This window comes from Pedobacter aquae (assembly GCF_008195825.1).
GTDB classification, from domain to species: Bacteria; Bacteroidota; Bacteroidia; order Sphingobacteriales; family Sphingobacteriaceae; genus Pseudopedobacter; species Pseudopedobacter aquae.
Map to the genome: position 1 here is coordinate 143,181 of NZ_CP043329.1, position 22,234 is coordinate 165,414.

17 protein-coding genes are annotated in these 22,234 nt (G+C 36.7%); 10 read left to right on the forward strand and 7 right to left on the reverse strand.

Annotation, left to right across the window (positions count from 1 at the left end; translation table 11 throughout):
* The first annotated feature begins 224 nt into the window (after window positions 1-224).
* Together FYC62_RS00755 and FYC62_RS00760 are read left to right on the forward strand one after the other, a co-directional pair.
* Complete coding sequence (locus tag FYC62_RS00755) at window positions 225-803, forward strand: CHAP domain-containing protein (RefSeq protein WP_149073565.1); 579 nt, start codon at window positions 225-227, stop codon at window positions 801-803.
* Window positions 800-1,282, forward strand: a complete 483-nt coding sequence (locus FYC62_RS00760; RefSeq protein ID WP_149073566.1) for a hypothetical protein — start codon at window positions 800-802, stop codon at window positions 1,280-1,282. Before FYC62_RS00755 ends, FYC62_RS00760 begins: the two co-directional genes overlap by 4 nt.
* Window positions 1,283-4,255: 2,973 nt before the next feature.
* Here FYC62_RS00760 and FYC62_RS00765 read toward each other — a convergent pair.
* Window positions 4,256-6,655, reverse strand: coding sequence for a polysaccharide biosynthesis tyrosine autokinase (locus FYC62_RS00765; RefSeq protein ID WP_149073567.1), 2,400 nt, complete (start codon window positions 6,653-6,655; stop codon window positions 4,256-4,258).
* Between the two features lies 1 nt (window position 6,656).
* Entirely contained in the window at window positions 6,657-7,319 is a 663-nt protein-coding gene (locus FYC62_RS00770; RefSeq protein WP_149073568.1) for a polysaccharide biosynthesis/export family protein, read from the reverse strand.
* A gap of 611 nt (window positions 7,320-7,930) precedes the next feature.
* On the opposite strand from FYC62_RS00770, the gene FYC62_RS00775 reads away from it, so the two are divergent.
* From FYC62_RS00775 to FYC62_RS00795, 5 genes are all read left to right on the forward strand, one after another.
* On the forward strand, window positions 7,931-11,044 hold the full coding sequence (locus FYC62_RS00775) for a T9SS type A sorting domain-containing protein (RefSeq protein WP_149073569.1): 3,114 nt from the start codon (window positions 7,931-7,933) through the stop codon (window positions 11,042-11,044).
* A 9-nt stretch (window positions 11,045-11,053) separates the two neighbouring features.
* Window positions 11,054-11,311 carry a PID-CTERM protein-sorting domain-containing protein gene (locus FYC62_RS00780; protein ID WP_149073570.1) on the forward strand — a complete coding sequence of 86 codons (258 nt, stop codon included), beginning with the start codon at window positions 11,054-11,056 and terminating at the stop codon, window positions 11,309-11,311.
* A gap of 370 nt (window positions 11,312-11,681) precedes the next feature.
* The gene (locus FYC62_RS00785) at window positions 11,682-12,434 is read left to right on the forward strand and encodes a glycosyltransferase family 2 protein (RefSeq protein ID WP_149073571.1); all 753 of its coding nucleotides are present in this window, start codon (window positions 11,682-11,684) and stop codon (window positions 12,432-12,434) included.
* A gap of 27 nt (window positions 12,435-12,461) precedes the next feature.
* Window positions 12,462-13,565 (forward strand): MraY family glycosyltransferase, encoded by a 1,104-nt coding sequence (locus FYC62_RS00790; RefSeq protein WP_149073572.1) that lies wholly within the window; start codon window positions 12,462-12,464, stop codon window positions 13,563-13,565.
* A gap of 449 nt (window positions 13,566-14,014) precedes the next feature.
* Window positions 14,015-14,530 (forward strand): UpxY family transcription antiterminator, encoded by a 516-nt coding sequence (locus FYC62_RS00795; RefSeq protein ID WP_149073573.1) that lies wholly within the window; start codon window positions 14,015-14,017, stop codon window positions 14,528-14,530.
* Window positions 14,531-14,536: 6 nt separating this feature from the next.
* On the opposite strand, the gene FYC62_RS00800 is transcribed toward FYC62_RS00795, so the two are convergent.
* The 3 genes from FYC62_RS00800 to FYC62_RS00810 form a co-directional block, all read right to left on the reverse strand.
* Window positions 14,537-14,728, reverse strand: a complete 192-nt coding sequence (locus FYC62_RS00800; RefSeq protein WP_039454262.1) for a hypothetical protein — start codon at window positions 14,726-14,728, stop codon at window positions 14,537-14,539.
* Complete coding sequence (locus FYC62_RS00805; RefSeq protein WP_039454264.1) at window positions 14,700-15,251, reverse strand: hypothetical protein; 552 nt, start codon at window positions 15,249-15,251, stop codon at window positions 14,700-14,702. Before FYC62_RS00805 ends, FYC62_RS00800 begins: the two co-directional genes overlap by 29 nt.
* Before the next feature lie 128 nt (window positions 15,252-15,379).
* A complete protein-coding gene (locus FYC62_RS00810) occupies window positions 15,380-16,966 on the reverse strand; it encodes a peptide chain release factor 3 (protein WP_039454266.1) in 1,587 nt (528 codons plus the stop codon).
* Between the two features lie 375 nt (window positions 16,967-17,341).
* Between FYC62_RS00810 and FYC62_RS00815 the strand changes: the two genes are divergently transcribed.
* Both FYC62_RS00815 and FYC62_RS00820 read left to right on the forward strand, forming a co-directional pair.
* Window positions 17,342-17,689 carry a type II toxin-antitoxin system RelE/ParE family toxin gene (locus FYC62_RS00815; RefSeq protein WP_149073574.1) on the forward strand — a complete coding sequence of 116 codons (348 nt, stop codon included), beginning with the start codon at window positions 17,342-17,344 and terminating at the stop codon, window positions 17,687-17,689.
* Window positions 17,673-17,978 carry a helix-turn-helix domain-containing protein gene (locus tag FYC62_RS00820; protein ID WP_039454272.1) on the forward strand — a complete coding sequence of 102 codons (306 nt, stop codon included), beginning with the start codon at window positions 17,673-17,675 and terminating at the stop codon, window positions 17,976-17,978. Before FYC62_RS00815 ends, FYC62_RS00820 begins: the two co-directional genes overlap by 17 nt.
* 51 nt (window positions 17,979-18,029) lie before the next feature.
* Here FYC62_RS00820 and FYC62_RS00825 read toward each other — a convergent pair whose 3' ends face one another.
* Both FYC62_RS00825 and rlmH read right to left on the reverse strand, forming a co-directional pair.
* Window positions 18,030-19,568: a SulP family inorganic anion transporter gene (locus FYC62_RS00825; protein WP_149073575.1), complete on the reverse strand. Its 1,539-nt coding sequence runs from the start codon at window positions 19,566-19,568 to the stop codon at window positions 18,030-18,032.
* 250 nt (window positions 19,569-19,818) lie between these two features.
* The gene (rlmH, locus tag FYC62_RS00830) at window positions 19,819-20,292 is read right to left on the reverse strand and encodes a 23S rRNA (pseudouridine(1915)-N(3))-methyltransferase RlmH (protein WP_149073576.1); all 474 of its coding nucleotides are present in this window, start codon (window positions 20,290-20,292) and stop codon (window positions 19,819-19,821) included.
* A 95-nt stretch (window positions 20,293-20,387) separates the two neighbouring features.
* Here rlmH and FYC62_RS00835 point away from each other — a divergent pair, with 95 nt between their 5' ends.
* Window positions 20,388-22,211: a MutS-related protein gene (locus FYC62_RS00835; RefSeq protein ID WP_149073577.1), complete on the forward strand. Its 1,824-nt coding sequence runs from the start codon at window positions 20,388-20,390 to the stop codon at window positions 22,209-22,211.
* Window positions 22,212-22,234 lie beyond the last annotated feature (23 nt).

The window sequence follows — 22,234 nt, forward strand, 5'->3', positions numbered from 1 at the left end:
ATTATATTTTTATTAGTTCTTTTTTTGTACAGTTCAACAATTTTAAGACTAATAGATAGCAATGCCGCCCCGCTAGATGCAGGCATCCTAGGTGCTATCCTATTAGCCATTCTAGCTTTCCTGCTTTTTAAAGCACTTACCTGGTGGCTGATTGAAAATATATGGCCAGTATTGGGCAATTTCTCCAAAGAACAATTTTATACACACTTTAACCATCTATCCTCATGGCAAAAAATCATCATCTATTTAAGTTTCTATTTGTTTTTACTCTATGGCTTTATCTTCACACTCATAGCCATTCTGTAAAAGCAGGAACATTATCAGCAAACAGAACAAAGTTAAAACACATCTACAGCCAAGAAATAGGCACAAGAGAAAAAAGCAACCGTAACGACGGTAGTCAAGTAGAAAGCTATCTCAAATATACGGGTCATAACAAAGGCGCTCCTTGGTGTTCCGCCTTTGTGAGCTGGTGCTTAGGCCAAGCAGCTATCAACAATCCACGTACCGCATGGAGTCCGGCTTTATTACCAGCAAAGCGTATCATTTGGAAAAATACTTGGCAGAAAGAAAAGACACAGCCACAGGCAGGAGATGTCTTTGGCATCTGGTATGCCTCTAAAAAACGTATTGCCCATTGTGGTTTTATAGATGCATGGGGCGAAAGCATCGTCATCACCGTTGAAGGCAATACCAATGAAGCCGGAAGTAGAGAAGGGGATGGAGTTTACCGCAAGCGAAGGCTTAAACGTACTTTATATGCTGTGGCAGATTGGATTACAGAAAGGAAGGAAGGCATATGAAAAATTTTTATACACTATTGGTGATGCTTGTACTAACGGCCTGTTCAAGCCAGAAATCTAGATATAAGCAGCTCATCACAGAACTAGAAAAGACCAAACAGACAAGTAGTTTGAAAGATAGTCTGCAAAGTAAAAGCAGTACGATAAGCGCTACACAGCAGCAAGTAAAAGAAGGTATCGTTTTAGAAATGGATGAGCTGTTTTATTGGCATCCAGATAGCGGCCTAAAGCAGCGACCGGGCTTTATCAAAGTGAAAGTTTATAAAAGTAGGAGTAAAGACAGTTTAGCACAAGCTATCCATCAACAGCAAAGCAGTAGTATTAAAGCCCATCAGCAAGAACAAGAGTTGCTAAAGAAAACGACTCATAAAGCATTAGAAAAGGAAGTGGAAAGGAAAGGGAGTTTTATTGGAATCATATTCGGTATGATTTTCTTAGGCTTGGTGGTTTTAGGGCTTTGGTGGAGATTAAAATCTTGAATATTTAAGGTAAGTAGGTAAAAAACGATGTAATCATTCACTCATGTTAAGTACTGTTTGAAGGCAACGCAAGCCAGAGAGACTGCTTCATTCTTCGCTTGACAAAATCATCGAATAGAGTGAGGCAATTTCTACATCCAGCTTCGAGTCCTTGGCGCTCTCCGTGGTTAAAAAAAGCGATACAATCGCCATACCAAGTTAAGCCCTCGTTATTAACGAGCTAGCTCAAGAGGATGAATCTTCGGCGCATTTTGGTAATCTTTTGACTTTCTACTTTTGACTTAATACTTTTAAAAACTCTTTAGGCCCCACCATATCAAGCCGCAGCATTACATCTCCGTTTACGCAGAACTCCGGCATGGCAAGATTTTCGGTTAGCATTATCCCAGCCTCAGCAGAAACATTCAAAGAAAATCTTCGAGCCGGCGCATTTTGGTTCCTTTTGGGCGACAAAAGGAACGAGCCTCGCCGGCGATAGAGGCGGATAATTATTGTTTACAGCTATTTAAAATAAAATATGATGACATCAATCGATAAAATCGAAAAGCCATCATAAGCACTCGTTGCAAACGAGCGCAAGAAGAATACCAAGTTAAGCCCTCATTGCAAATGAGCTAGCTAAAGAGGAATTTGTCATAGCTAAGGTATCACCCTTGTTTGTCATAGCGAACGCAGTGAAGCTATCTCTTCAAAAGGTTAAAAAAAGAATGCCACGTTCCTCGCTTGACAAACTAGGCGAAAGCAGTGAAGCAATTTCTACACCCAGCTTCGAGTCCTTTGCGCTCTCCGTGTTTAAAAAAAGCGATACAATCGCCATACCAAGTTAAGCCCTCGTTATTAACGAGCTAGCTCAAGAGGATGAATTTTCGGTGCATTTTGGTAATCTTTTGACTTTCTACTTTTAAAACTCTCTTTAGGCTCCACCATATCAAGCCCTAGCATTACATCTCCGTTTACGCAGAACTCCGGCATGGCAAGATTTTCGGGAAGCATTATCCCAGCCTCAGCAGAAACATTCAAAGAAAATCTTCGAGCCGGCGCATTTTGGTTCCTTTTGGGCGTCAAAAGGAACGAGCCTCGCCGGCGATAGAGGCGGATAATTATTGTTTACAGCTATTTAAAATAAAATATGATGACATCAATCGATAAAATCGAAAAGCCATAATAAGCCCTCGTTCCAAACGAGCGCAAGAAGAATACCAAGTTAAGCCCTCATTGCAAATGAGCTAGCTAAAGAGGAATTTGTCATAGCTAAGGTATCACCCTTGTTTGTCATAGCGAACGCAGTGAAGCTATCTCTTCAAAAGGTTAAAAAGAGACTGCCACGTTCCTCGCTTGACAAACTAGGCGAAAGCAGTGAAGCAATTTCTACATCCAGCTTTGAGTCCTTTGCGCTCTCCGTGTTTAAAAAAAGCGATACAATCGCCATACCAAGTTAAGCCCTCGTTATTAACGAGCTAGCTCAAGAGGATGAATCTTCGGCGCATTTTGGTAATCTTTTGACTTTCTACTTTTGACTTAATACTTTTAAAAACTCTTTAGGCCCCACCATATCAAGCCGCAGCATTACATCTCCGTTTACGCAGAACTCCGGCATGGCAAGATTTTCGGGTAGCATTATCCCAGCCTCAGCAGAAACATTCAAAGAAAATCTTCGAGCCGGCGCATTTTGGTTCCTTTTGGGCGACAAAAGGAACGAGCCTCGCCGGCGATAGAGGCGGATAATTATTGTTTAAAGATATTTATAATAAAAAATGATAACATCAATCGATAAAATCGAAAAGCCATAATAAGCCCTCGTTCCAAACGAGCGCAAGAAGAATAATCTTTCCACTTTCAACCAACCTTCCAATCATTCAACCTATCTCAGCATTTAGGAATCCTTCTAGCTCGTAATTTGACTTTTTACTCAAAAAAATCCTCCCTCTTTCATTCTCCTTCCAGAGAGAGACACTGGCGGCATAATTACAAACCTGATGAATTTTCGGCGCATTTTGGTAATCTTTTGACTTAATGCTTTTAAAAACTCTTTAGGCCCCACCATATCAAGCCGCAGCATTACATCTCCGTTTACGCAGAACTCCGGCATGGCAAGATTTTCGTTTAGCATTATCCCAGCCTCAGCAGAAACATTCAAAGAAAATCTTCGAGCCGGCGCATTATGGTTCCTTTTGGGCGACAAAAGGAACGAGCCTCGCCGGCGATAGAGGCGGATAATTATTGTTTACAGCTATTTAAAATAAAATATGATGACATCAATCGATAAAATCGAAAAGCCATAATAAGCCCTCGTTCCAAACGAGCGCAAGAAGAATAATCTTTCCACTTTCAACCAACCTTCCAATCATTCAACCTATCTCAGCATTTAGGAATCCTTCTAGCTCGTAATTTGACTTTTTACTCAAAAAAATCCTCCCTCTTTCATTCTCCTTCCAGAGAGAGACACTGGCGGCATAATTACAAACCTGATGAATTTTCGGCGCATTTTGGTAATCTTTTGACTTAATGCTTTTAAAAACTCTTTAGGCCCCACCATATCAAGCCGCAGCATTACATCTCCGTTTACGCAGAACTCCGGCATGGCAAGATTTTCGTTTAGCATTATCCCAGCCTCAGCAGAAACATTCAAAGAAAATCTTCGAGCCGGCGCATTATGGTTCCTTTTGGGCGACAAAAGGAACGAGCCTCGCCGGCGATAGAGGCGGATAATTATTGTTTACAGCTATTTAAAATAAAATATGATGACATCAATCGATAAAATCGAAAAGCCATAATAAGCCCTCGTTCCAAACGAGCGCAAGAAGAATAATCTTTCCACATTCAACCTTCCAAGCTATCACAACATTTAGGCATCTTTCCACATTCAAACTTCCAACCTTCCAACCTTCCAAGCTATCACAACCTTTAGGCATCTTTCCACATTCCACCTTCCAAGCTATCACAACATTTAGGCATCTTTCCACACTATACTTACTATCCTTTCCATTTTAAAACCTTCTTCCACCATGGCTGTGGTCTATCATCTGTATAATAACCAGCACCATGATGATTATTATCTGCATAATAATAACCATAATAGTTGTCAGAATAGCGGGTACTGTAATAACTTCCATATAAACCCTCCATTCGATAGTCGTTTAGGATAATGAATGTATTATGAAGTTGATACTCATTAGCAATACGTTGGGGAATATAGGCTGCTGATATTTTTGATTTACCCGTTCTGATTACAAATAAATTGATGTCACTAATTCTGATTAAGGGTAAAGCATCTGAAACCAGTCCGATAGGAGCGGTATCAAATAAAATATAATCGTATCGTTGCTTAAGTTCATGGATAAGCTCTGGCAAGCGTGGACTATACATCAATTCAGCTGGATTAGGAGGGACTTGACCCGAAATAATTAAATCCAAGTTTTCCTGTCCGCTGGACTGTATGATAGCTGATAATTCACTTTGATGTGAAAGATAACTGCTCAAGCCAAGTTTACTTTTAATATTGAAAGTACGGTGTACCTTCGAGCGTCTTAAATCAGCTGCAATAAAAATTACTTTTTTATCAATAAGCGCCAGCGAGCTTGCCAGATTGATGGATACAAAAGATTTACCTTCGCCGGCAATTTCAGAAGTAACACAAATGACCTTACTACTTTTTTCACTGGCAACAAAGCTCAGGTTGGTTCTGACAGAACGTACCGATTCTGCAAAAAGAGATTTAGGTTTGGCAATAGATAAAATCTGACTATTTTCTGCATCAATTTTTTCTGGAAAATGTCTGATCATACCTAATATAGGGGTTTTAGTTAGGCTTTCTATAGTATCTTTATCATAAATGTAAGGGTTGAGTAAACGGGCAATAAAAATGAGCCCAATACCACTGGCTAGGCCGATGATAATTGCCATACGCCATACCGAAGCAGGTTGAGGAGAAATAGGAAACGTATTCGGACGAGCTGGGTCAATAACCTTTGCACTTGCTAAAACAGCAGCTTTACCAATCTGAGCTTCAAGTTTTTTTTCAGAAAGGTAGCTAAATATTTTTTCATTAATATTATAATCACGCTGTAAACCAAATAGTTGTCTTTCCTGAGTAGGTAAATTGTTTAATCCCGTAGAAGCTTTTTTCAGTTCTCTTTGGTTAAACTCTTTTTGTTTAATGATGCGTAGGATATTGGCTTGCATATTCTGGTTAGCAGATTCCCGTAGAATACTCAGCTTCTCGTTTACTTCCTGTACCAGTTTGCTTTGCTCTTTATAGGTGCTTAGTAAAGTCAATCTTTCTTGAATGAGCTCATTCCACTGTACAATTAAATTTTCTAATAAAGGATCTACTGCACCATCCAGATTAAAATTCAGACTAATGGTTTGATCGTTTTTTCTTAATTGTTGCTGTAATTGTCGTAATAATAAAAGTTGCAAATCGTATGTACGATTCATGGTTTCCATTTGTGTTACCTTACTCAAGGTACTTTGTGCAGAAGAACTGAGGTCCAGAAAATTATTAGCCTGTTTAAAGTCTTTCAGTTTCTCGCCAGAACTTTTAACTGTTAAAGAAAGATTATCCAGTTGTTTATCAATAAAATCTATGATTTGCTTGGCAGATTCTGTTTTGTCTTCCAAATCTTTCTCACGATACACCCTAATGATTGCATTAAGTGCATCGGCAGCAAAATATGGATTAGGATCTGTTTTGCTCACCTGTGCCACCGAAGAAAATTTAGCGGCTTCAGCGATAGAAAATCCACAACCCATTCTTTCGAAAAACTCCTGTTTATAATTAAATTTGAAAGCATATTGCGCACTCGTTTGAAATACAGGGTTGGCAGTAATAAAAAAAATCACACCAGGAATACTGATAGGTTTCCCAAACGCTGCATTTATGCTAATATTCTTTTCATGGAGCTGATATTCGATTTTAAAGCCTTTAGCATGTCCACTGATGAGTACAGGTTTATTATAAAATTCTTGATCTTGTTTTAAAATCTTAATCTCAAAAGGTTTTTTAGGATATAAATCGGTAGACCTTACCCTACCTTCTAGATAATAGCTCACTTGCCAGTCAATATAATCTACCGCTTTATGTAAAATTTGCTGGCTTCTAAAAGTCCAACTTTCTGTAGCAATTTTATTGGTATAGCTACGGCTATAATTGTTAAGGCTTACGGCAGCAGTTAAGTCGGGTTGTTTATCCTCAAATTTGATATAAGCGGTAGTGCTGTATAATCTAGGAGTATACCAAAGGTAAATATAGGCGATTAATAGAGCCAATAGGGTGGTAGCTGCCAGCCAGTACCATCTACTGAGTAGGATACGGGCAAACTTTGTATAATCTATTTCTTGCTTGAGATTAGTAATGGAGCTTGGCGTAGACATATCAGCGACTTAAATTAGATATTAAAAGGTAAACATTAAGTACACTCAGACCTAAGCCTAAAAATGAGGTAGACGGATTTATTCGATCCAGAAACTGAAAAGCTGGTCGGGGTTCTGCATAAACAATATCATTATTTCTTAACATCAGTCTGCGGTCTGAAAGGCTATTGATATCTTCTAGGTTCACAATGAAGACCTCAGGCTGATTCAGGTTTCCTCTAATAATTTTCAGTCTTCTTTTATTGGCTCTGTTATTCAAACCACCGGCTTCACCCAGCATTTGGGCCAAATGAATCTGGTCCTTATTGAGGAAATAGTTTCCTTGCCTGCCAAATTCTCCCAAAAAAGTTACCTGTAAATTGCTGATAATTAAAGTTATAATAGGGTTTTGCAATAGCTGTGTACGATAAAGTTGATTGAGATGTTCCTGAGCGGTTAGTCGGCTCATACCAGCTAATTTCACTTTACCTATCACGGGTAATAATACCATACCATCAGTCTCAACTCTGTAGCCAGTATTACTTTGTGCGTTCATTTGTTGTAGATTGTTTTGGCCGCCTATACCTGAAATAAGGGCTTCATTCTGTAGGTTTCTGATCAATAATTGATCGCCTGGCTGTATCACTTGTTCGCGGCTATAGAGGCTATCACTACCTTCCTGCATTACATATATGGGAAGATTAGGGATTTTTTTTCCTGTTGGGTATTAAACAATAGGTTACGTCTGCTGCTACAAGATGTAATTACTAAAGTGATTAAAAATATAAAATATATAAAATTCTGCTTATTCAAACGCATTAAGTTTCCTGATTATAAATAATTTCAATATTAATAAATATCTTTTAAATTTAAGTCTATTTTATATTTAGAGGGGCGTACTTAAATAAATGATTTGATGTGTATGTATTGATTTTTCAAATATAAAAGATAATTAAAAATCTATATGTTAAATATTTACGTTTATTTAGTAGTTTTGTGTTAATCTAAGTAGTTTCTCATGATATTAAAAAAAATCATTGTTTTATTGATTTTTATAATTTGTTTATTTGCTAATGAGTATACCTATTCATCGGTGGCTAGTGATTTTTTAGGTCTAAACAAACTGGTGCATGGACTGATGTAAACACATGGGAAAGCTCTTTAGATAATATCAATTGGGTCAGTGCTGATTTAGTTCCTGGCATTGGAGCCTCAAGAATAACCATTAGAAATGGAAATATTGTTACTTTAATTGCTAATGTTTCTGCGGATGATGTTATTGTTTCATCTGGTGGTGTGGTGGTTATAAACTCTGGTATTAATCTTACTGTAGCCAATAATACTGCTATTAATGACTTTTTAGTTTCTGGTACTTTGGTGAATGCTGGAAACATTATAACCAATGGACGTCTAACATTTGCTAACGGAGGTGTTTATGAACATGCTTACACGACTAGCTCCGGTTCTGTTCCTACAGCCACATGGGAAAATGGTTCGGATTGTAGAATTACTGGAATTACAACATCAACCTCAGCGGTTTTATTTCCAGACAATAATCCTAGCTTTTATAATTTTATTTGGAATTGTTCTAATCAAGATATAAATTCTTTACCTGCTTTGCCATTTAATTTCAGCGTAAGAAATAATTTTGAAATTGTAAGTACTGGAGCTAGTATTCTCCGTACAACAGCAACCACAACTTCTAGAACATTCTTTGTGAAGAATTATATTCAAACCGGAGGGGTAGTTGACATGAGCTTTAATGGCTCTTTAAGTAATGTTGGTACTGTTTTTAATATTTCTGGTAATTTTATTTTTACTGGCGGTATTATTAGAAAATCTAGTACTAATATCAATAATAGAGGGAGGTTTGTATTTAATGGTAATGCTACTCAGATTTTTCAAAAAGAAGTTTCAGCACAACTTAATAACGAGATAGATTTTGTTATTAATGTAAATACTATAATAGATTTTGGAACTTCTGTTTTAAATGGCACAAGTGGTAATTTTAACCTTAATAATGGTGCTACTTTAATTACGGCACATCCAGATGGTATAACCTCAAGCGGAGCTACTGGTATTATACAAAATACTGGTTCAAGAAGTTTCAGTACAGGAGCAAACTATACCTATAATGGTAATGTGCCTCAACAAGCCGGTACGGGTTTGCCCGCAACGGTTAACAATTTAACCATTAATAATGCTGCTGGTGTTACCATGCGTTCTGGCGCTTTAGCTGTAAACGGTAATTTAGCTATACAAAATGGTTTTCTAGATATGCGAACCAATGCTTTAACTGTAGCTGCTATCAATGGTTTTATAGGTACAGGTACTTTAAGAACACAAAATACTTCTGCAAATCCTATATCGGCAGGGAAAACATGGTCAGGTACGGTCGAGTTTAATGCTGGTACAAGCCAAACCATTGTATCTGGTACTTTTAATAACCTAACCGCTAGTACTGGTGGTACAAAAACAATTTCTGGTGCAGCAAATGTAAGCAACACCTTAACAGTAAATTCTCCTGCTGTGCTTAATGCGAATGGTAATTTAACTTTATTGGCTACAGCAACGAACAATGCAAATCTGGCAGCATTAAGCGGAAGTGCTGATATTATTGGAAATGTGAATGTTCAGTCTTTTATAAGTGGAGCGGCTAATGCCGGTTTCAGAGGTACGAGATCTATGTCTTCTCCAGTAAATGATGCAGCCATAATCGGAGCAAGAACCTTTGAGCAGCTGAAAAATTATATGATTGTAACAGGAAGTGGCGGAGTAGCTAATGGCTTCGATGCCGTACCTAATGGAGTAAGCAACTCAACCATTCTTTTTACCTACAATAATATTCTGAGTAGCCCTTTTGTGCCTATAACTAATATTACTACACCTTTAGCAAGCGGTAGTGGTTTTATGTATTTTTTTATGGGTAACAGGAATAATAAAGATAGTAATCCGGGGAAATTAATTCCTCCATTTGTTAGCCCTGAAAACGTTACCTTAACTTATACTGGTCCTGTTAATAAAGGTAATATTGATATTCCTATCAATTATAATGCTTCTAAAACAAGTATGCAAGGTGCATTTATTGCGGGTAATCCATATCCGGCTACCATAGATTGGAACGCGGTACAAGCATCATCAGCGAATATTGGTTCTACCATCACAGTAGTGGTGGGAGGCAAGCCTAATGCTACATATAATGCTGCGCTAGGACTAGGTACTAATGGTGGATCAAGATATATCCAACCAGGACAAGGTTTTTATGTTTATGCTGGAGTTGGTGGTGGGATACTTCGTTTTCGCGAGACACACAAAAATATAAGTGAAGCTCCAGCCAGATTACTAGCTACCAAAGAAAGATACTTTCTACAAAGTGCTACAGGTGGAGGTACAGGTTCTTTTAGCCGCACCAGTTCGGATAATACAAATACTAGAGCCCTCAGAATGGCTTTGGAAAGTGGGCAGATGGTTGAAGAAACCTTAGTAGCTTTCGGAGAAGGCTTTAATGCAATTGCAGACGAGCAGGATTCAAGATATATAACAGGTTATGATGTTAATTTAGCTACCTTATCTGCTGACAAAAAGCCATTAGCTATCAATCTCTTACCAGAAGGACAAACTGAATTGGCGCTATCTGTAAACAGTAGAGCAAGTGGAAATATGAAATTGAGATTTACTGATTTACCAAATATAAGCGGTATGCAAATGATGTTGAAGGATCATTATCTTAACGTGACAGTTCCGATATCGGATGTTAATAGCGCTTATGAGTTTGCGATACAAAAAAATATAGCAGCTAGTTTTGGAGACCAGCGTTTTACATTAGCCTTTGCTCCTATAACTACTTTACCTTTAACCTTTGTTGATTTTAAAGTTAACAAGGTGCAACAAACGGCAGAGCTGAGCTGGTCTACAGCAGATGAAGTATATAACGATTTTTTTGAGGTAGAACGTTCTACAGATGGTAAAACATTTTTAGTGGTGAAAAGGGTGGAACCGCAGCCATCTACCGGAGCCTTCAATAATTATAAATCAGTAGATGATAAGCCTTTCAGGGGAGTTAATTATTACAGAATTAAGCAAACGGATAAAGATGGCACTCATAGCTTCTCTAAATTACAAAGCATTGATTTTTCTGATTTGAGAGCTACTACAACAGATGCTGCAATACAAATTTATCCTAACCCTACTGAAAATTATCTTTTTTTATCAACAATCAAGAAAGATAGTCAAGCGGTTAACCTCCGAATCATAGACATGAATGGAGTGGTGAAAAAATCTTTTGTTTTCAAAACAGAGGATGAAATAAAATTAAATGTAGAAGATTTAGATAGTGGATTGTATATGGTTGAGATGCTTAACACCTCATCTGAGGAGAGGATAGGCACAGCTAAATTTATCAAAAAGTAAGGTAACAATATGATTTTAAAGTATCCATTTATTATAAAGCTGATATTTTTTATATTTTTCTTCTGTTCTATACAATGGGTACAAGCTCAAATTCCTTGTGATCCCGAAACAGATCCCTTTTGTAATCCAGAGGGTAATCCTGAAGATCCTTTTGAACCTGTCCCTATAGACGGAGGGGTTTCAGCCCTGCTTGTTGGAGGTATTCTTTTAGGAGCAAGAGCATATCGCAACAGAAAAACCAAAGAAGAAGAGTCTTCAGTTGTTTAAGATTTATTTCTGAATCTGCGATGTCATCTCAAACGCAGCGAAGCTATCACGATTGTTTTGTCATAGCGAATGTAATGAAGCTATCTCTCTTACAGGTTAAACGAGAGAAGCCACGTTCCTAGTAACGCTTTGTCATAGCGAGCAAAGCGAAGCTATCTCTTCATCCAAGGCAATCCTATAAGCATTACAAAAGAAGCCACGTTCCTCGCAGTGACAAGCGCTTTGTCATAGCGAATGCAGTGAAGCTATCTCACATACATGGCAAAGTCCAGCAAATGGCGGCAAAACTCGGCAAAACTCAGCAAAATCTAAGTCAGATATTGATTATTGCAATTAAAATCCTTTGCTTTGAGCTAAATTGTTAAAACACATGCTCATCAGTATCATCACATCTACTTATAATTCGGCCGCTCTTATTGAAGACGCATTGGATTCTTTTCTGATGCAATCCTATCAGGAAAAAGAGTTGTTGGTGATAGATGGCGCCTCTCAGGATGATACATGTATCAAAGTAGAGGCAAGAATGAAACATCAAGTCTTTCAAATGATTTCTGAGCCCGACAAAGGAATTTATGATGCCCTCAATAAAGGGATTCAATTAGCAAAAGGTGATATCATAGGAGTTTTGCATTCTGATGATGTTTTTGCAAGTCCGGATGTATTAAGTAAGGTAGCCAGAATTTTTGAGCAAGAACCAGAAGTAATGGCCGTTTATGGCGATTTACAATATGTAAAAAGGGGAAATAAGGATGAAGTTATTAGGAATTGGGTGTCTGGAGCTTCCAGTTCAAAGAAGTTAAACTGGGGTTGGATGCCGCCTCATCCTACTTTGTTTATCCGTAAAGCATGTTTCCAAAAATATGGAGCTTATGATTTGCAATACCGCTCGGCAGCGGATTATGATTTAATTTTAAGATTCTTATATCGGTACCAAATCAAAACAGCTTATATCCCTGAGGTTTTGGTAAAAATGCGGGTAGGAGGTGTTAGTAATGTTTCTTGGAGGAATAGATGGCGGGCAAATCAAGAAGATAGACAGGCTATGAAAGTTAATGGAATTTCATATCCTTTATTTGCATCTTTATGGAAGCCTTTACGTAAACTCAAGCAGTTTTTAAAATAATTACTATCTTTAGATGCTGATTAAAATATGCTGTTAGACTTCGCCATTACTGATTTTTATTACTTAATGATTATCCTTTTTTCGGGATTAGTCAGTTTTGTAGCCATTCCTTCAATCATGTTTGTTGCTAGGGAACGTAAACTCTATGATGATTTTCATCAGGAAAGGAAGACACATGATGCTAGTATATCCAGATTGGGTGGGGTAGGTATATTTTGTAGTTTCACCATTGTGTCTTTATTATTTGCTAAATACGATGCCTTTTTACCTACTAATATTCTCTTAACTGCCTGTATCATGCTTTTTGCCATAGGTTTGAAAGATGATTTAGCAGGATCGGCACCAGGCACTAAATTTTTTATACAATTCTTGGTTGCTGCCATGATGGTGTTTCTAGGGAATGTGCGTTTAACCAGTATGTATGGGGTTTTGGGGCTTCAGGAGATTGACTTTTTCACGAGTACCGTATTGTCGATTACCACCATCATGTTTATGGTGAATGCTTTTAATCTGATAGATGGGATAGACGGCTTGGCGGGTACTCTTGGGCTGATTGTTAATTTGACCTTTGGTATCATGTTTTTACACATGGGGCAAGACGAGTTGGCAACTTTAGCATTCAGTATGGTTGGGGCTTTAGCTGGTTTCCTTTATTATAATTATACGCCTTCACGTATTTTTATGGGAGATACAGGCAGTTTATTAATCGGCTTAATTTCTGTAGTCTTAGGGATTAAATTTATTGAATTGAATAAATTTTCAGAAGAAAACTACGACCCTATTTTTGCTTCTGCCCCTGCTACTGTAGTTGCGGTTTTAATTATTCCTTTGTTTGATACTTTTAGGGTTTTTACTTTGCGGGTATTGCAAAGAAAATCTCCATTTCAGGCAGATAGGAATCATATTCACCACCGTATCCTTTCTTTAGGATTCACACATTTACAAGCTACCTTCATTATTGTATTAACCAATCTTATTTTTATCTATCTGGTTTTGATGTTTAAAGAGTGGGGGAACTTTGTTTTGATTTTTGTTTTCCTAGGTATTTGCATTTTAATCAACTGGTTAACCACAGTTCTCATCCGCATTAAATATAGAAAAGATTTTAAAGTGAATTATTTCTGGAAGTAAGGGGAACAGTTGATCGTTGTTTTTACCTGTTCTGCCAATTACCTGATGCATACTAAGTATTGGTTACAAACGAGCGTAATAGGATATGGTCCATATAGCCCAAGGTTTAAACCTTGGGCTATAAACGAACGAGATCAATTTAAAGGTTATTCAATCTTTTTACTTGGTACTTTTTACTTTCTACTTTTAAAAACCCATTTGCAAGGTATCCCTTTAAAGGGGGTTTAGGGGGAGGAAAACAAAATAACCGATACAATCGCTACCCCATATAAAGCCCTCGTTACAAACGAGCGCAAGAGGATGTGGCCCATATAGCCCAAGGTTTAAACCTTGGGCTATAAACGAGATTAAATCTAGCTAGAACCTGAAATTTATAACCTACAACTTGAAAAAAACTAACAATCCATTCTTTTCTGTTATCTTTAACATATATTATTCCGTAGCTCAGTATGTCTAAATTAGATGAACTTTATCGTTGGTATCCAGTGTATACTCATCCAAGAAGTGAGAAGAAAACAGCAGAAAGTCTTGTCAAAAGAGGAATTCAGGTATACCTACCTTTACAAAAAACTTTAAAGCAGTGGAGTGATAGGAAAAAGTGGGTAGAAGAACCCTTGTTTAAATCTTATTTATTTGTTTGTATTTCGAATAAAGAGTACGACCAGGTTATTCAAACCTATGGCGTGGTTAGGTTTATTTATTTCTCGAGGCAAATTGCCAGTATACCTGAGAAGCAAATCCAAATGCTACAAAATTATTTAAGCGGACAAGCAGATCCTGAAATTACATTCGATCTATTAGAAAAAGGACAAAAAGTTAAAATCATCTCAGGAAAATTAAAAGGCTATGAAGCAGAACTCATATCATGGAAACAACAACAAAGAGTTGTCCTAAGATTGGATGCTTTAGGTCAGTCTTTGATTCTGAATATAAGTGCCGCCGATGTTATTCCTGTTTTTGATTGAGGTTAGTTATCCTCTAGATTTATAGCCAGGGATATGTAAAGGAGGTACTATTTCTAAATCTTCTGACATCCCTTTAAATCTACTTGTAGAAATTTCTTTTTTTGCCCAAGAAGAACTTTTTGGATGTGAGAACTGTTTATTTCTAGGAGAAACATTACTAGGCTTACAGTTAGTTGGTTTCTGCGAAAATCCTTTCATAATGCTTTACAATTTTAATATGCTCTTTTTCTCTTTCTATGGGTACTACGAAGATAGCGCTATTTTTTTTATTCCCAAAAACTGTATATTTATCTTTAAATGACCTTCTTAATATTTCTTTATACGTTTTATAACGCTTGTTGTTTTCATTACTTGTTTCATAAATTAGATTAGCAGCGATAAAGCCCCATGTATGGATATCAAAACGTTGACGTAAATCGACCATAATATCTAATATTGTGCCTCCTATATTACCAAAAGAGTTTTGTTTAGTAAGCATTCTATATCGTAAATCTTGTATGCTGTCTCTTGAGTTAATTTTAGGTGTTAATTTCACTTTAGGGTAGTAATCTAAAGTCAGTAGTTTTTGGGGATATTCTTTTATGGAGACAATATATTTTATACAACAACGGCTGTTATGAGAGTAAAACTTATAAATAAATTCTTTTAAATAGGATTCATGAGTATGATATTTATTATTACGGATTTGAACTAATTGATAGCCAAGATTGCTGTCGAACATATACCTAAACTACATAAATTTAAATTTATTCAAAATATTGAACAAGCATCAATAAAATTTATCCTATAATCCAGATTTAAACCTTGGACTAAGATGATAATTTGTCTAAGAAAAAGCCTTCAGCTTCTCTAAATCCTGTCCCATTCTGAAGTATCGTGGAAACTGATTTCTGGGAACTGTTTGGCGGTATATTCTAAATCCCATTGTGAAGAAGAGAAGAAAACGGGTCTGTTTTCTTTATCATAGCCAATACGCGAAGCTTGAGCTTTTAAGAATTGTTGCATCGCAGCAGGTGTAGTGGCAGAAACCCAGCTAGATTTAGAGAAGTTCAAGGGTCTGAAAATACAAGAAGCGCCATATTCTTGTTTCAATCTGAATTGAATGACCTCAAATTGTAACTCACCAACAGTACCTATAATTTTTCTGTTTCCCGGATTTACGGTAAAGAGTTGCGCCACCCCTTCATCACTCAATTGGTTGATACCTTTTTCAAGTTGTTTAGTCTTCATCGGGTCGGTATTTTCCAACTCTCTAAAGATTTCTGGCGAGAAACTAGGGATGCCTAAGAATTGTAGCTTTTCTCCTTCAGTAAGGGTATCTCCAATTTTAAAATTTCCCGCATCGTATAAACCAATTACATCACCAGGATAGGCTTCTTCAACCAAACTCTTATTATCAGCCATGAAGCTGGTAGGAGAGGCGAATTTCAGCTTTTTATCTAAACGGGTATGGTAATAAAAAGTGTTTCTTAAAAAAGTACCCGAGGTAATTCTACAAAAGGCAATCCTGTCACGGTGGTTAGGGTCTAGGTTGGCATGTATTTTAAATACAAAGCCGGTAAACTTAGCTTCTTGAGGTTCAATAGGTCTGAGATTGGCCTCCCTTCCTTGCGGCGTAGGGGCAATTTCAATAAAAGTATCTAAGAGTTCTTGCACCCCAAAATTATTGATGGCACTACCAAAGAAAACTGGAGCCAGATAACCAGAGCGGTATAGACCTAAATCAAAAGGTTCTGCTACTTCTTCAATTAGCTCTGCTTCTTCTCTTAGCTTATTGGCGGCATGCTCGCCCAGCATTTGATCTAATTCTGGCTGATTTAAATCGCTAATAGCGATAACATCATCAGCAATTTCTTTTTTATTAGGACTATAAAGATTTAAAGATTTTTTGTGGAGTTGATAAACACCTTTAAAAGTATGTCCTATACCGATAGGCCAACTTAATGGACGGGTAGAAATATTAAGTTCTTTTTCTAATTCTTCCAGTAAATCAAAAGGGTCTTTACCTTCTCTATCCATTTTATTGATGAAGATGATAACCGGGGTATGTCTCATCCTACATACCTGCATCAATTTACGTGTTTGCTCCTCAACACCTTTTACGCAATCTACTACGAGGATTACCGAGTCTACCGCTGTTAAAGTACGGTAAGTGTCTTCAGCGAAATCTTTGTGACCTGGCGTGTCTAGGATATTGATTTTGATGTCTTTATATTCAAAACCCATTACCGAAGTAGCAACAGAAATACCACGTTGCTTTTCTATCTCCATAAAATCGGAAGTAGCGGTTTTTTCGGCTTTGTTACGTTTTACAGTTCCTGCTTTTTGTATAGCACCTCCAAATAAAAGGAGTTTTTCTGTTAGTGTAGTTTTACCGGCATCGGGGTGACTGATGATTCCGAAGGTTCTTCTTTTATTGATTTCTTTTTCTAACATTTTTTGAGGTGCTTTTAACAGGGCGCAAAAATAAGGAATTTATTGGATGCTGAGGTAGATTGTCTTAAAACATAATTTTGGATTAAGTTAAGATCCAATGCCTGCCTACCTTAGGTAAGCATTTCAATAAATTAATATGAAATGATGTGTTTAGATGGTTTTTAGCATCTCTATAGCCGGCAAGGATCGTTCCTTTTGTGAGACCAAAAGAAATCAAAGGAAGCCTCAGCGAATTTATGAATATCTTAAAATCAATAAAAACTAATGAATAAACTTTTAAAGTGTTACTCATTTGCTTCGGCAAGTTTGTTTTTGATGAATAAAAAAAAGCAAAATTTATGTTTCACTTTAGAGCAACTTTAGTAGCTTTGTAAGGTGAGCAAAAATCAGAAGCACAGAAGTATAACGTTTTATAAGAACTACTTTCAAGACTTCTTTATTAAACAGAACAAAAAAGTAAAAGCAAAAATTGTTTGGACTTTTGAATTGCTTGAAGACTTACAAAGAGTTCCAGAAACTTATCTTAAACATATTGAAAATACTGATGGACTTTATGAAATACGGGTTCAAATAGGTAGCGATATTTTTAGAATTTTTTGCTTTTTTGATGAAGGGAAACTGGTTGTTTTAGCTAACGGTTTCCAAAAGAAAACACAAAAGACTCCAAAGAAAGAAATAGAAATAGCACTTAAAATTAAAGCAGAATATGAAAGCGAAAAATAAAAGCTTAACAACTCTTGAAGAGTTCAAAGAAACAAACTACGGAAAACGTGGAACAAAAGAGCGTGATGAACTTGAAGCAGGTTATGAAGTATTTAAAATTGGTGCTTTGATTCACGATACAAGAATTGAATTAGGAATGACACAAAAGCAACTTGCCGAAAAAGTGGGGACAACCAAATCTTATATTTCAAAAATTGAGAACAACATCAAAGAAGCTCGTATTTCTACACTTCAAAAAATTATTGAACTTGGTTTTGGTGGCCGACTTGAACTGAATGTAAAAATTTAGTAGAAAGGATTAGCTTCTAAATCAATCTTAACCAATACGATGAATATCCTACTAAGCCTTATCCGTCATCACCGGATAATCCGGATCTTCCAGAATATTTACATCAATAATCCCTTGGGCATTGGCTAATAAACGTCTACAATCTTCACTCAAATGTTTCAAGTGCAAGGTTTTACCCGCTTGTTGATACCTTTCTGTTAGTTTATGAAGGGCATCTATCCCAGACATATCTGCAACTCTGCTTTCTTTAAAATCAATGATGACTTCTTGAGGGTCGTTTTGGATATCGAACTTTTCTGTAAATTGGCTTACCGAAGCAAAGAACAAAGGCCCATATATTTCATAATGTTTGATACCTTGTTCATCTATATATTTCTTAGCTCTGATTCTCTTTGCACTTTCCCAGGCAAATACCAAAGCAGATATCACCACCCCTATAAGTACTGCTAAAGCTAGATTATGCAACCAAATGGTGATGAGTGCAACCAAAATACCTGTAAAAATATCTTGTTTAGGCATTTTATTGATGATGCGAAAACTTATCCATTCAAAAGTGCCTATGGCTACCATAAACATGACGCCCACTAAAGCAGCAATAGGAACTTTTTCTATCACAGGAGCACCTACCAAAACAATCAATAAAATGGTAAAGGCAGCAATAATACTTGATAAACGGGCTCTTGCACCAGCAGAAAGGTTAATAAGGGTTTGGGCTATCATGGCGCAACCACCCATGCCATAAAAGAAACCATTCAGGAGGTTGGCACTACCTAAAGCCAAGCATTCTTTATTCCCTTTTCCTTTGGTATGGGTAATTTCATCAACCAGATTGAGGGTTAACAAACTTTCTGTTAAGCCAACGCCAGCCATAATTAAGGCATAAGGGAAAATTAGCTCTAATGTTTCCAGGTTAAAAGGTATCTGAGGTATATGAAAAGGAGGGAAGCCGCCACTTACTGAAGCAATATCCTGTACCGTTTTGGTATCTATACCCAAGGTTAAAACCAAGATAAAGACAACAATAATAGCTACCAAGGAAGCGGGAATAGCTTTCGTAATTTTAGGAAAACCTATAACTATTACAATGGTGAGCGCTATTAAACCTAACATGGTATACAGGGCTTGTCCGCTTAACCATACTTCTTGCCCGTTGACTAAGGTTTTGAGTTGTTGAAATTGAGAGGTAAAAATAATCACCGCCAAACCATTCACAAAACCATACATAACAGGTTGTGGTACTAACCTAATAAATTTACCTAATTTAAATAAGCCCACTAGAATTTGGATTAATCCGGCCAGAGCTACTGCGGCAAGGACATAATCTAAGCCATGATCCTGCATTAATGCAATAAGCACAACAGCTGTAGCACCCGCCCCGCCAGAAACCATACCGGGTCTGCCGCCAAAAACAGCAGTTACCAAACCCATCATAAAAGCAGCATATAAACCTACCAAAGGAGGGAAACCTGCTAATATGGCAAAGGATAAAGATTCTGGAACCATGGTCATGGCTACTGTTAAACCTGCTAGTATTTCTATCTTATAATCTATTTTTTGTTTAAAATCAAAGAGTTGCAATGGGGCTTTCAAGTGGTGGGGTATTAGTTAGTTGGTAGTCAATTGTCTATGGTTCATTGTCCATAGTTTATTGTTAATTTAAATAGCTATTATAGTGGATTTTATCAGGCTTTCCGCTTTTTTAAGCCTTCATCCAATAATACAAGGCTATAAAAATAAGACTTACCAAAATGGAAAGTATCCAGAATAAGCGTTTCTCATTGCCGCTATTTTCGCTTCTAAAGTGATATTTTCTTTTGTTTCCTAGCATAATATTTATTTTTTATTCGTGATGATAAGGCTCTCCTTTAAGGATGGTGAAAGCCCTATAAACTTGTTCAACAAAGAAAAGCCTTACCATTTGATGCGAAAAAGTCATCTTAGAGAGTGATAATTTATCTTGCGCTCTTTGATGTAAACTGGCATCAAAACCATAAGGGCCGCCTACAATAAAAACCAATTGTTGTACACTGCCAATCATTTTCTTATTCATAAAATCGGCAAAATGCATAGAGCTTAATTCTTTTCCTCTTTCGTCTAATAACACCACATGGTCTGTATGGTTCAATTGCTTAAAAATAATTTCGGCCTCTTTGTTCTTTTGTTGGTCTTCACTTAAACTCTTTGTTTTTTTTAATTCGGGGATTTCAATGATTTCAAATTTGATATAATGCTTTAATCTCTTGAGGTATTTTTCTATCCCTTCTAAGATGTATTTATCTTCGGTTTTACCAACGGTTAAGAGTGTAATTTTCATCGTTTAATCATTCATTTAAGACAATGATTGCCTTTCTGTATTTGAAGGGTTTAATATGGTAAAATGTTTTAATATCTTGCTTCAAATTTTTTATCATGTCTTCAACTGATATTCTACAAGATTATCAATCGCAAATTTCGGACTTTAAAGCGCAAAATAAAGCACTTAAAAAGTTAATCAATAAGTATTCCTTTGCTCGTTTAGGCTTGTTTCTATTGGCTATATTGCTTATTAAACTCTTTTTTAATGTTGGCCTCACTGCTGTAGCTTTTATTGCTGTATTTCTTTTATTAGGCTTCTTGATATTGGTTAAAATACAACAAAAGAAGGTGGATTTGCTCCGCTTTCAAGAAACTAAATTAAGACTTTTAGAAAATGAGCTAGCGGTATTGGCAGGGGGTATAAATTGCTATGATGATGGTACTGATTTTATAGATGCTCAACATCCTTATACCGATGATTTAGATATTTTTGGTCCTCAATCTTTATATCATTACCTCAATAGGTGTGCTTCTCATGAGGCTACCAAAACCTTGGCCGCCTGGCTAAAAGCGCCAGCAACATTAGCAGCTATTAAAGAGCGCCATGCGGCTGTACAAGAGTTAAAGTCTGTGCAAAAAGAAGGACTAGCGTTTAGGACACGTTTGTTTTTATTAGAACCAAATCTTTTAACCACTTTAGGCCTTTTTATAGCAAAAGATTTAGGCGCTCTGTTGCAGTTCTTAAATCAGCAAAGACTAAAAAATGTGGTTCGGGTTTTACCTTTTATCAATCTATCAGCTTTAGCTGTCGCGATATTTTTAGGGGGTGCTTGGTGGAGTGTTTTAGGTTTGCTTTTATTAGGAAACGGACTTTTCTACTCTTTCTTTAAAAATAAGATAGATGTAGTACATCTTCAGGTAGAGAAAGCCGCAAATGCTTTAGATGCCTATGCCCAAAATGTGAAATGGATAGAAGATAAGTATTGGGAAAACAACTTGATCAATAATTTACTTCAAGATATAAAGCCAGAAATACCGCTAAGCGAAAAAATAAATAGTCTTAGAAAATTGGTAGTAAGGTTAAACTATCGTTTAAATATGCTGGTGGGTTCTTTCCTTAATCTTTTTTTTCAATGGGATTTACGTACGCTTTTGATGCTTAAAGATTGGCATCAGCAACACCAACATAGTATTGTAGCAGGCTTTGAGCTGATGGCACAAGTAGAAGCTTTATTAAGCTTATCAAATTTAGATTATAACCATCCAGAATGGGTTTATCCGCAATTAGAACAGGATTTTACTTTTAATGCCAGAGCTTTGGGGCATCCGCTCATTCCTGCAAAAGAGCGAGTAAATAACCACTTTTCTTTAGCTACACAAGCTACCACAGATGTGATTACAGGCTCTAATATGGCAGGGAAATCAACATTTTTAAGAACAGTAGGGGTAAATATGGTTTTAGCTTTTGCAGGTTCAAAAGTTTGTGCTTCAAGTTTCAAAACTTCCATTTTTAAATTGGTAAGCTATATGCGGATAAAAGATTCCTTGCAAAATCAAACTTCAACTTTTAAGGCCGAAATAGATAGGTTAAAAATGATTTTAGATTATACACAGCAAGAAAAACAGGCTTTTGTATTGATAGATGAAATGCTGCGTGGAACCAATAGCAAAGATAAATACCTGGGTACCAAAGTATTTATCAAGAAACTGATAGCGCAAGCTACACCAGGCTTTATTGCTACGCATGATTTACAAATTGCTGATTTAGAACAAGAATATCCACAGCAATTGCGAAACTTTCATTTCGATATACAATTACAAGGGAGTGAAATGTATTTTGATTATCAGATAAAACTTGGAAAGTGCGAAACTTTTAATGCTTCTTTACTTTTAAAAGCCATTGGTCTGAATATTGGTGATGAACATAAGTTATCTTAAAAAGCTTTATATCTTGGGGTTTA

Excerpts from the sequence above, each read along its gene's own strand:
- FYC62_RS00820 (WP_039454272.1), top strand. The coding sequence starts at position 17,673 with ATGAAAGCGAAAAATAAAAGCTTAACAACTCTTGAAGAGTTCAAAGAA.
- FYC62_RS00770 (WP_149073568.1), bottom strand. The coding sequence starts at position 7,319 with ATGCAGGAAGGTAGTGATAGCCTCTATAGCCGCGAACAAGTGATACAG.
- FYC62_RS00765 (WP_149073567.1), bottom strand. The coding sequence starts at position 6,655 with ATGTCTACGCCAAGCTCCATTACTAATCTCAAGCAAGAAATAGATTAT.
- FYC62_RS00805 (WP_039454264.1), bottom strand. The coding sequence starts at position 15,251 with ATGTTCGACAGCAATCTTGGCTATCAATTAGTTCAAATCCGTAATAAT.
- FYC62_RS00810 (WP_039454266.1), bottom strand. The coding sequence starts at position 16,966 with ATGTTAGAAAAAGAAATCAATAAAAGAAGAACCTTCGGAATCATCAGT.
- rlmH (WP_149073576.1), bottom strand. The coding sequence starts at position 20,292 with ATGAAAATTACACTCTTAACCGTTGGTAAAACCGAAGATAAATACATC.
- FYC62_RS00785 (WP_149073571.1), top strand. The coding sequence starts at position 11,682 with ATGCTCATCAGTATCATCACATCTACTTATAATTCGGCCGCTCTTATT.
- FYC62_RS00795 (WP_149073573.1), top strand. The coding sequence starts at position 14,015 with ATGTCTAAATTAGATGAACTTTATCGTTGGTATCCAGTGTATACTCAT.
- FYC62_RS00835 (WP_149073577.1), top strand. The coding sequence starts at position 20,388 with ATGTCTTCAACTGATATTCTACAAGATTATCAATCGCAAATTTCGGAC.
- FYC62_RS00800 (WP_039454262.1), bottom strand. The coding sequence starts at position 14,728 with ATGAAAGGATTTTCGCAGAAACCAACTAACTGTAAGCCTAGTAATGTT.
- FYC62_RS00780 (WP_149073570.1), top strand. The coding sequence starts at position 11,054 with ATGATTTTAAAGTATCCATTTATTATAAAGCTGATATTTTTTATATTT.
- FYC62_RS00760 (WP_149073566.1), top strand. The coding sequence starts at position 800 with ATGAAAAATTTTTATACACTATTGGTGATGCTTGTACTAACGGCCTGT.
- FYC62_RS00790 (WP_149073572.1), top strand. The coding sequence starts at position 12,462 with ATGCTGTTAGACTTCGCCATTACTGATTTTTATTACTTAATGATTATC.
- FYC62_RS00755 (WP_149073565.1), top strand. The coding sequence starts at position 225 with ATGGCAAAAAATCATCATCTATTTAAGTTTCTATTTGTTTTTACTCTA.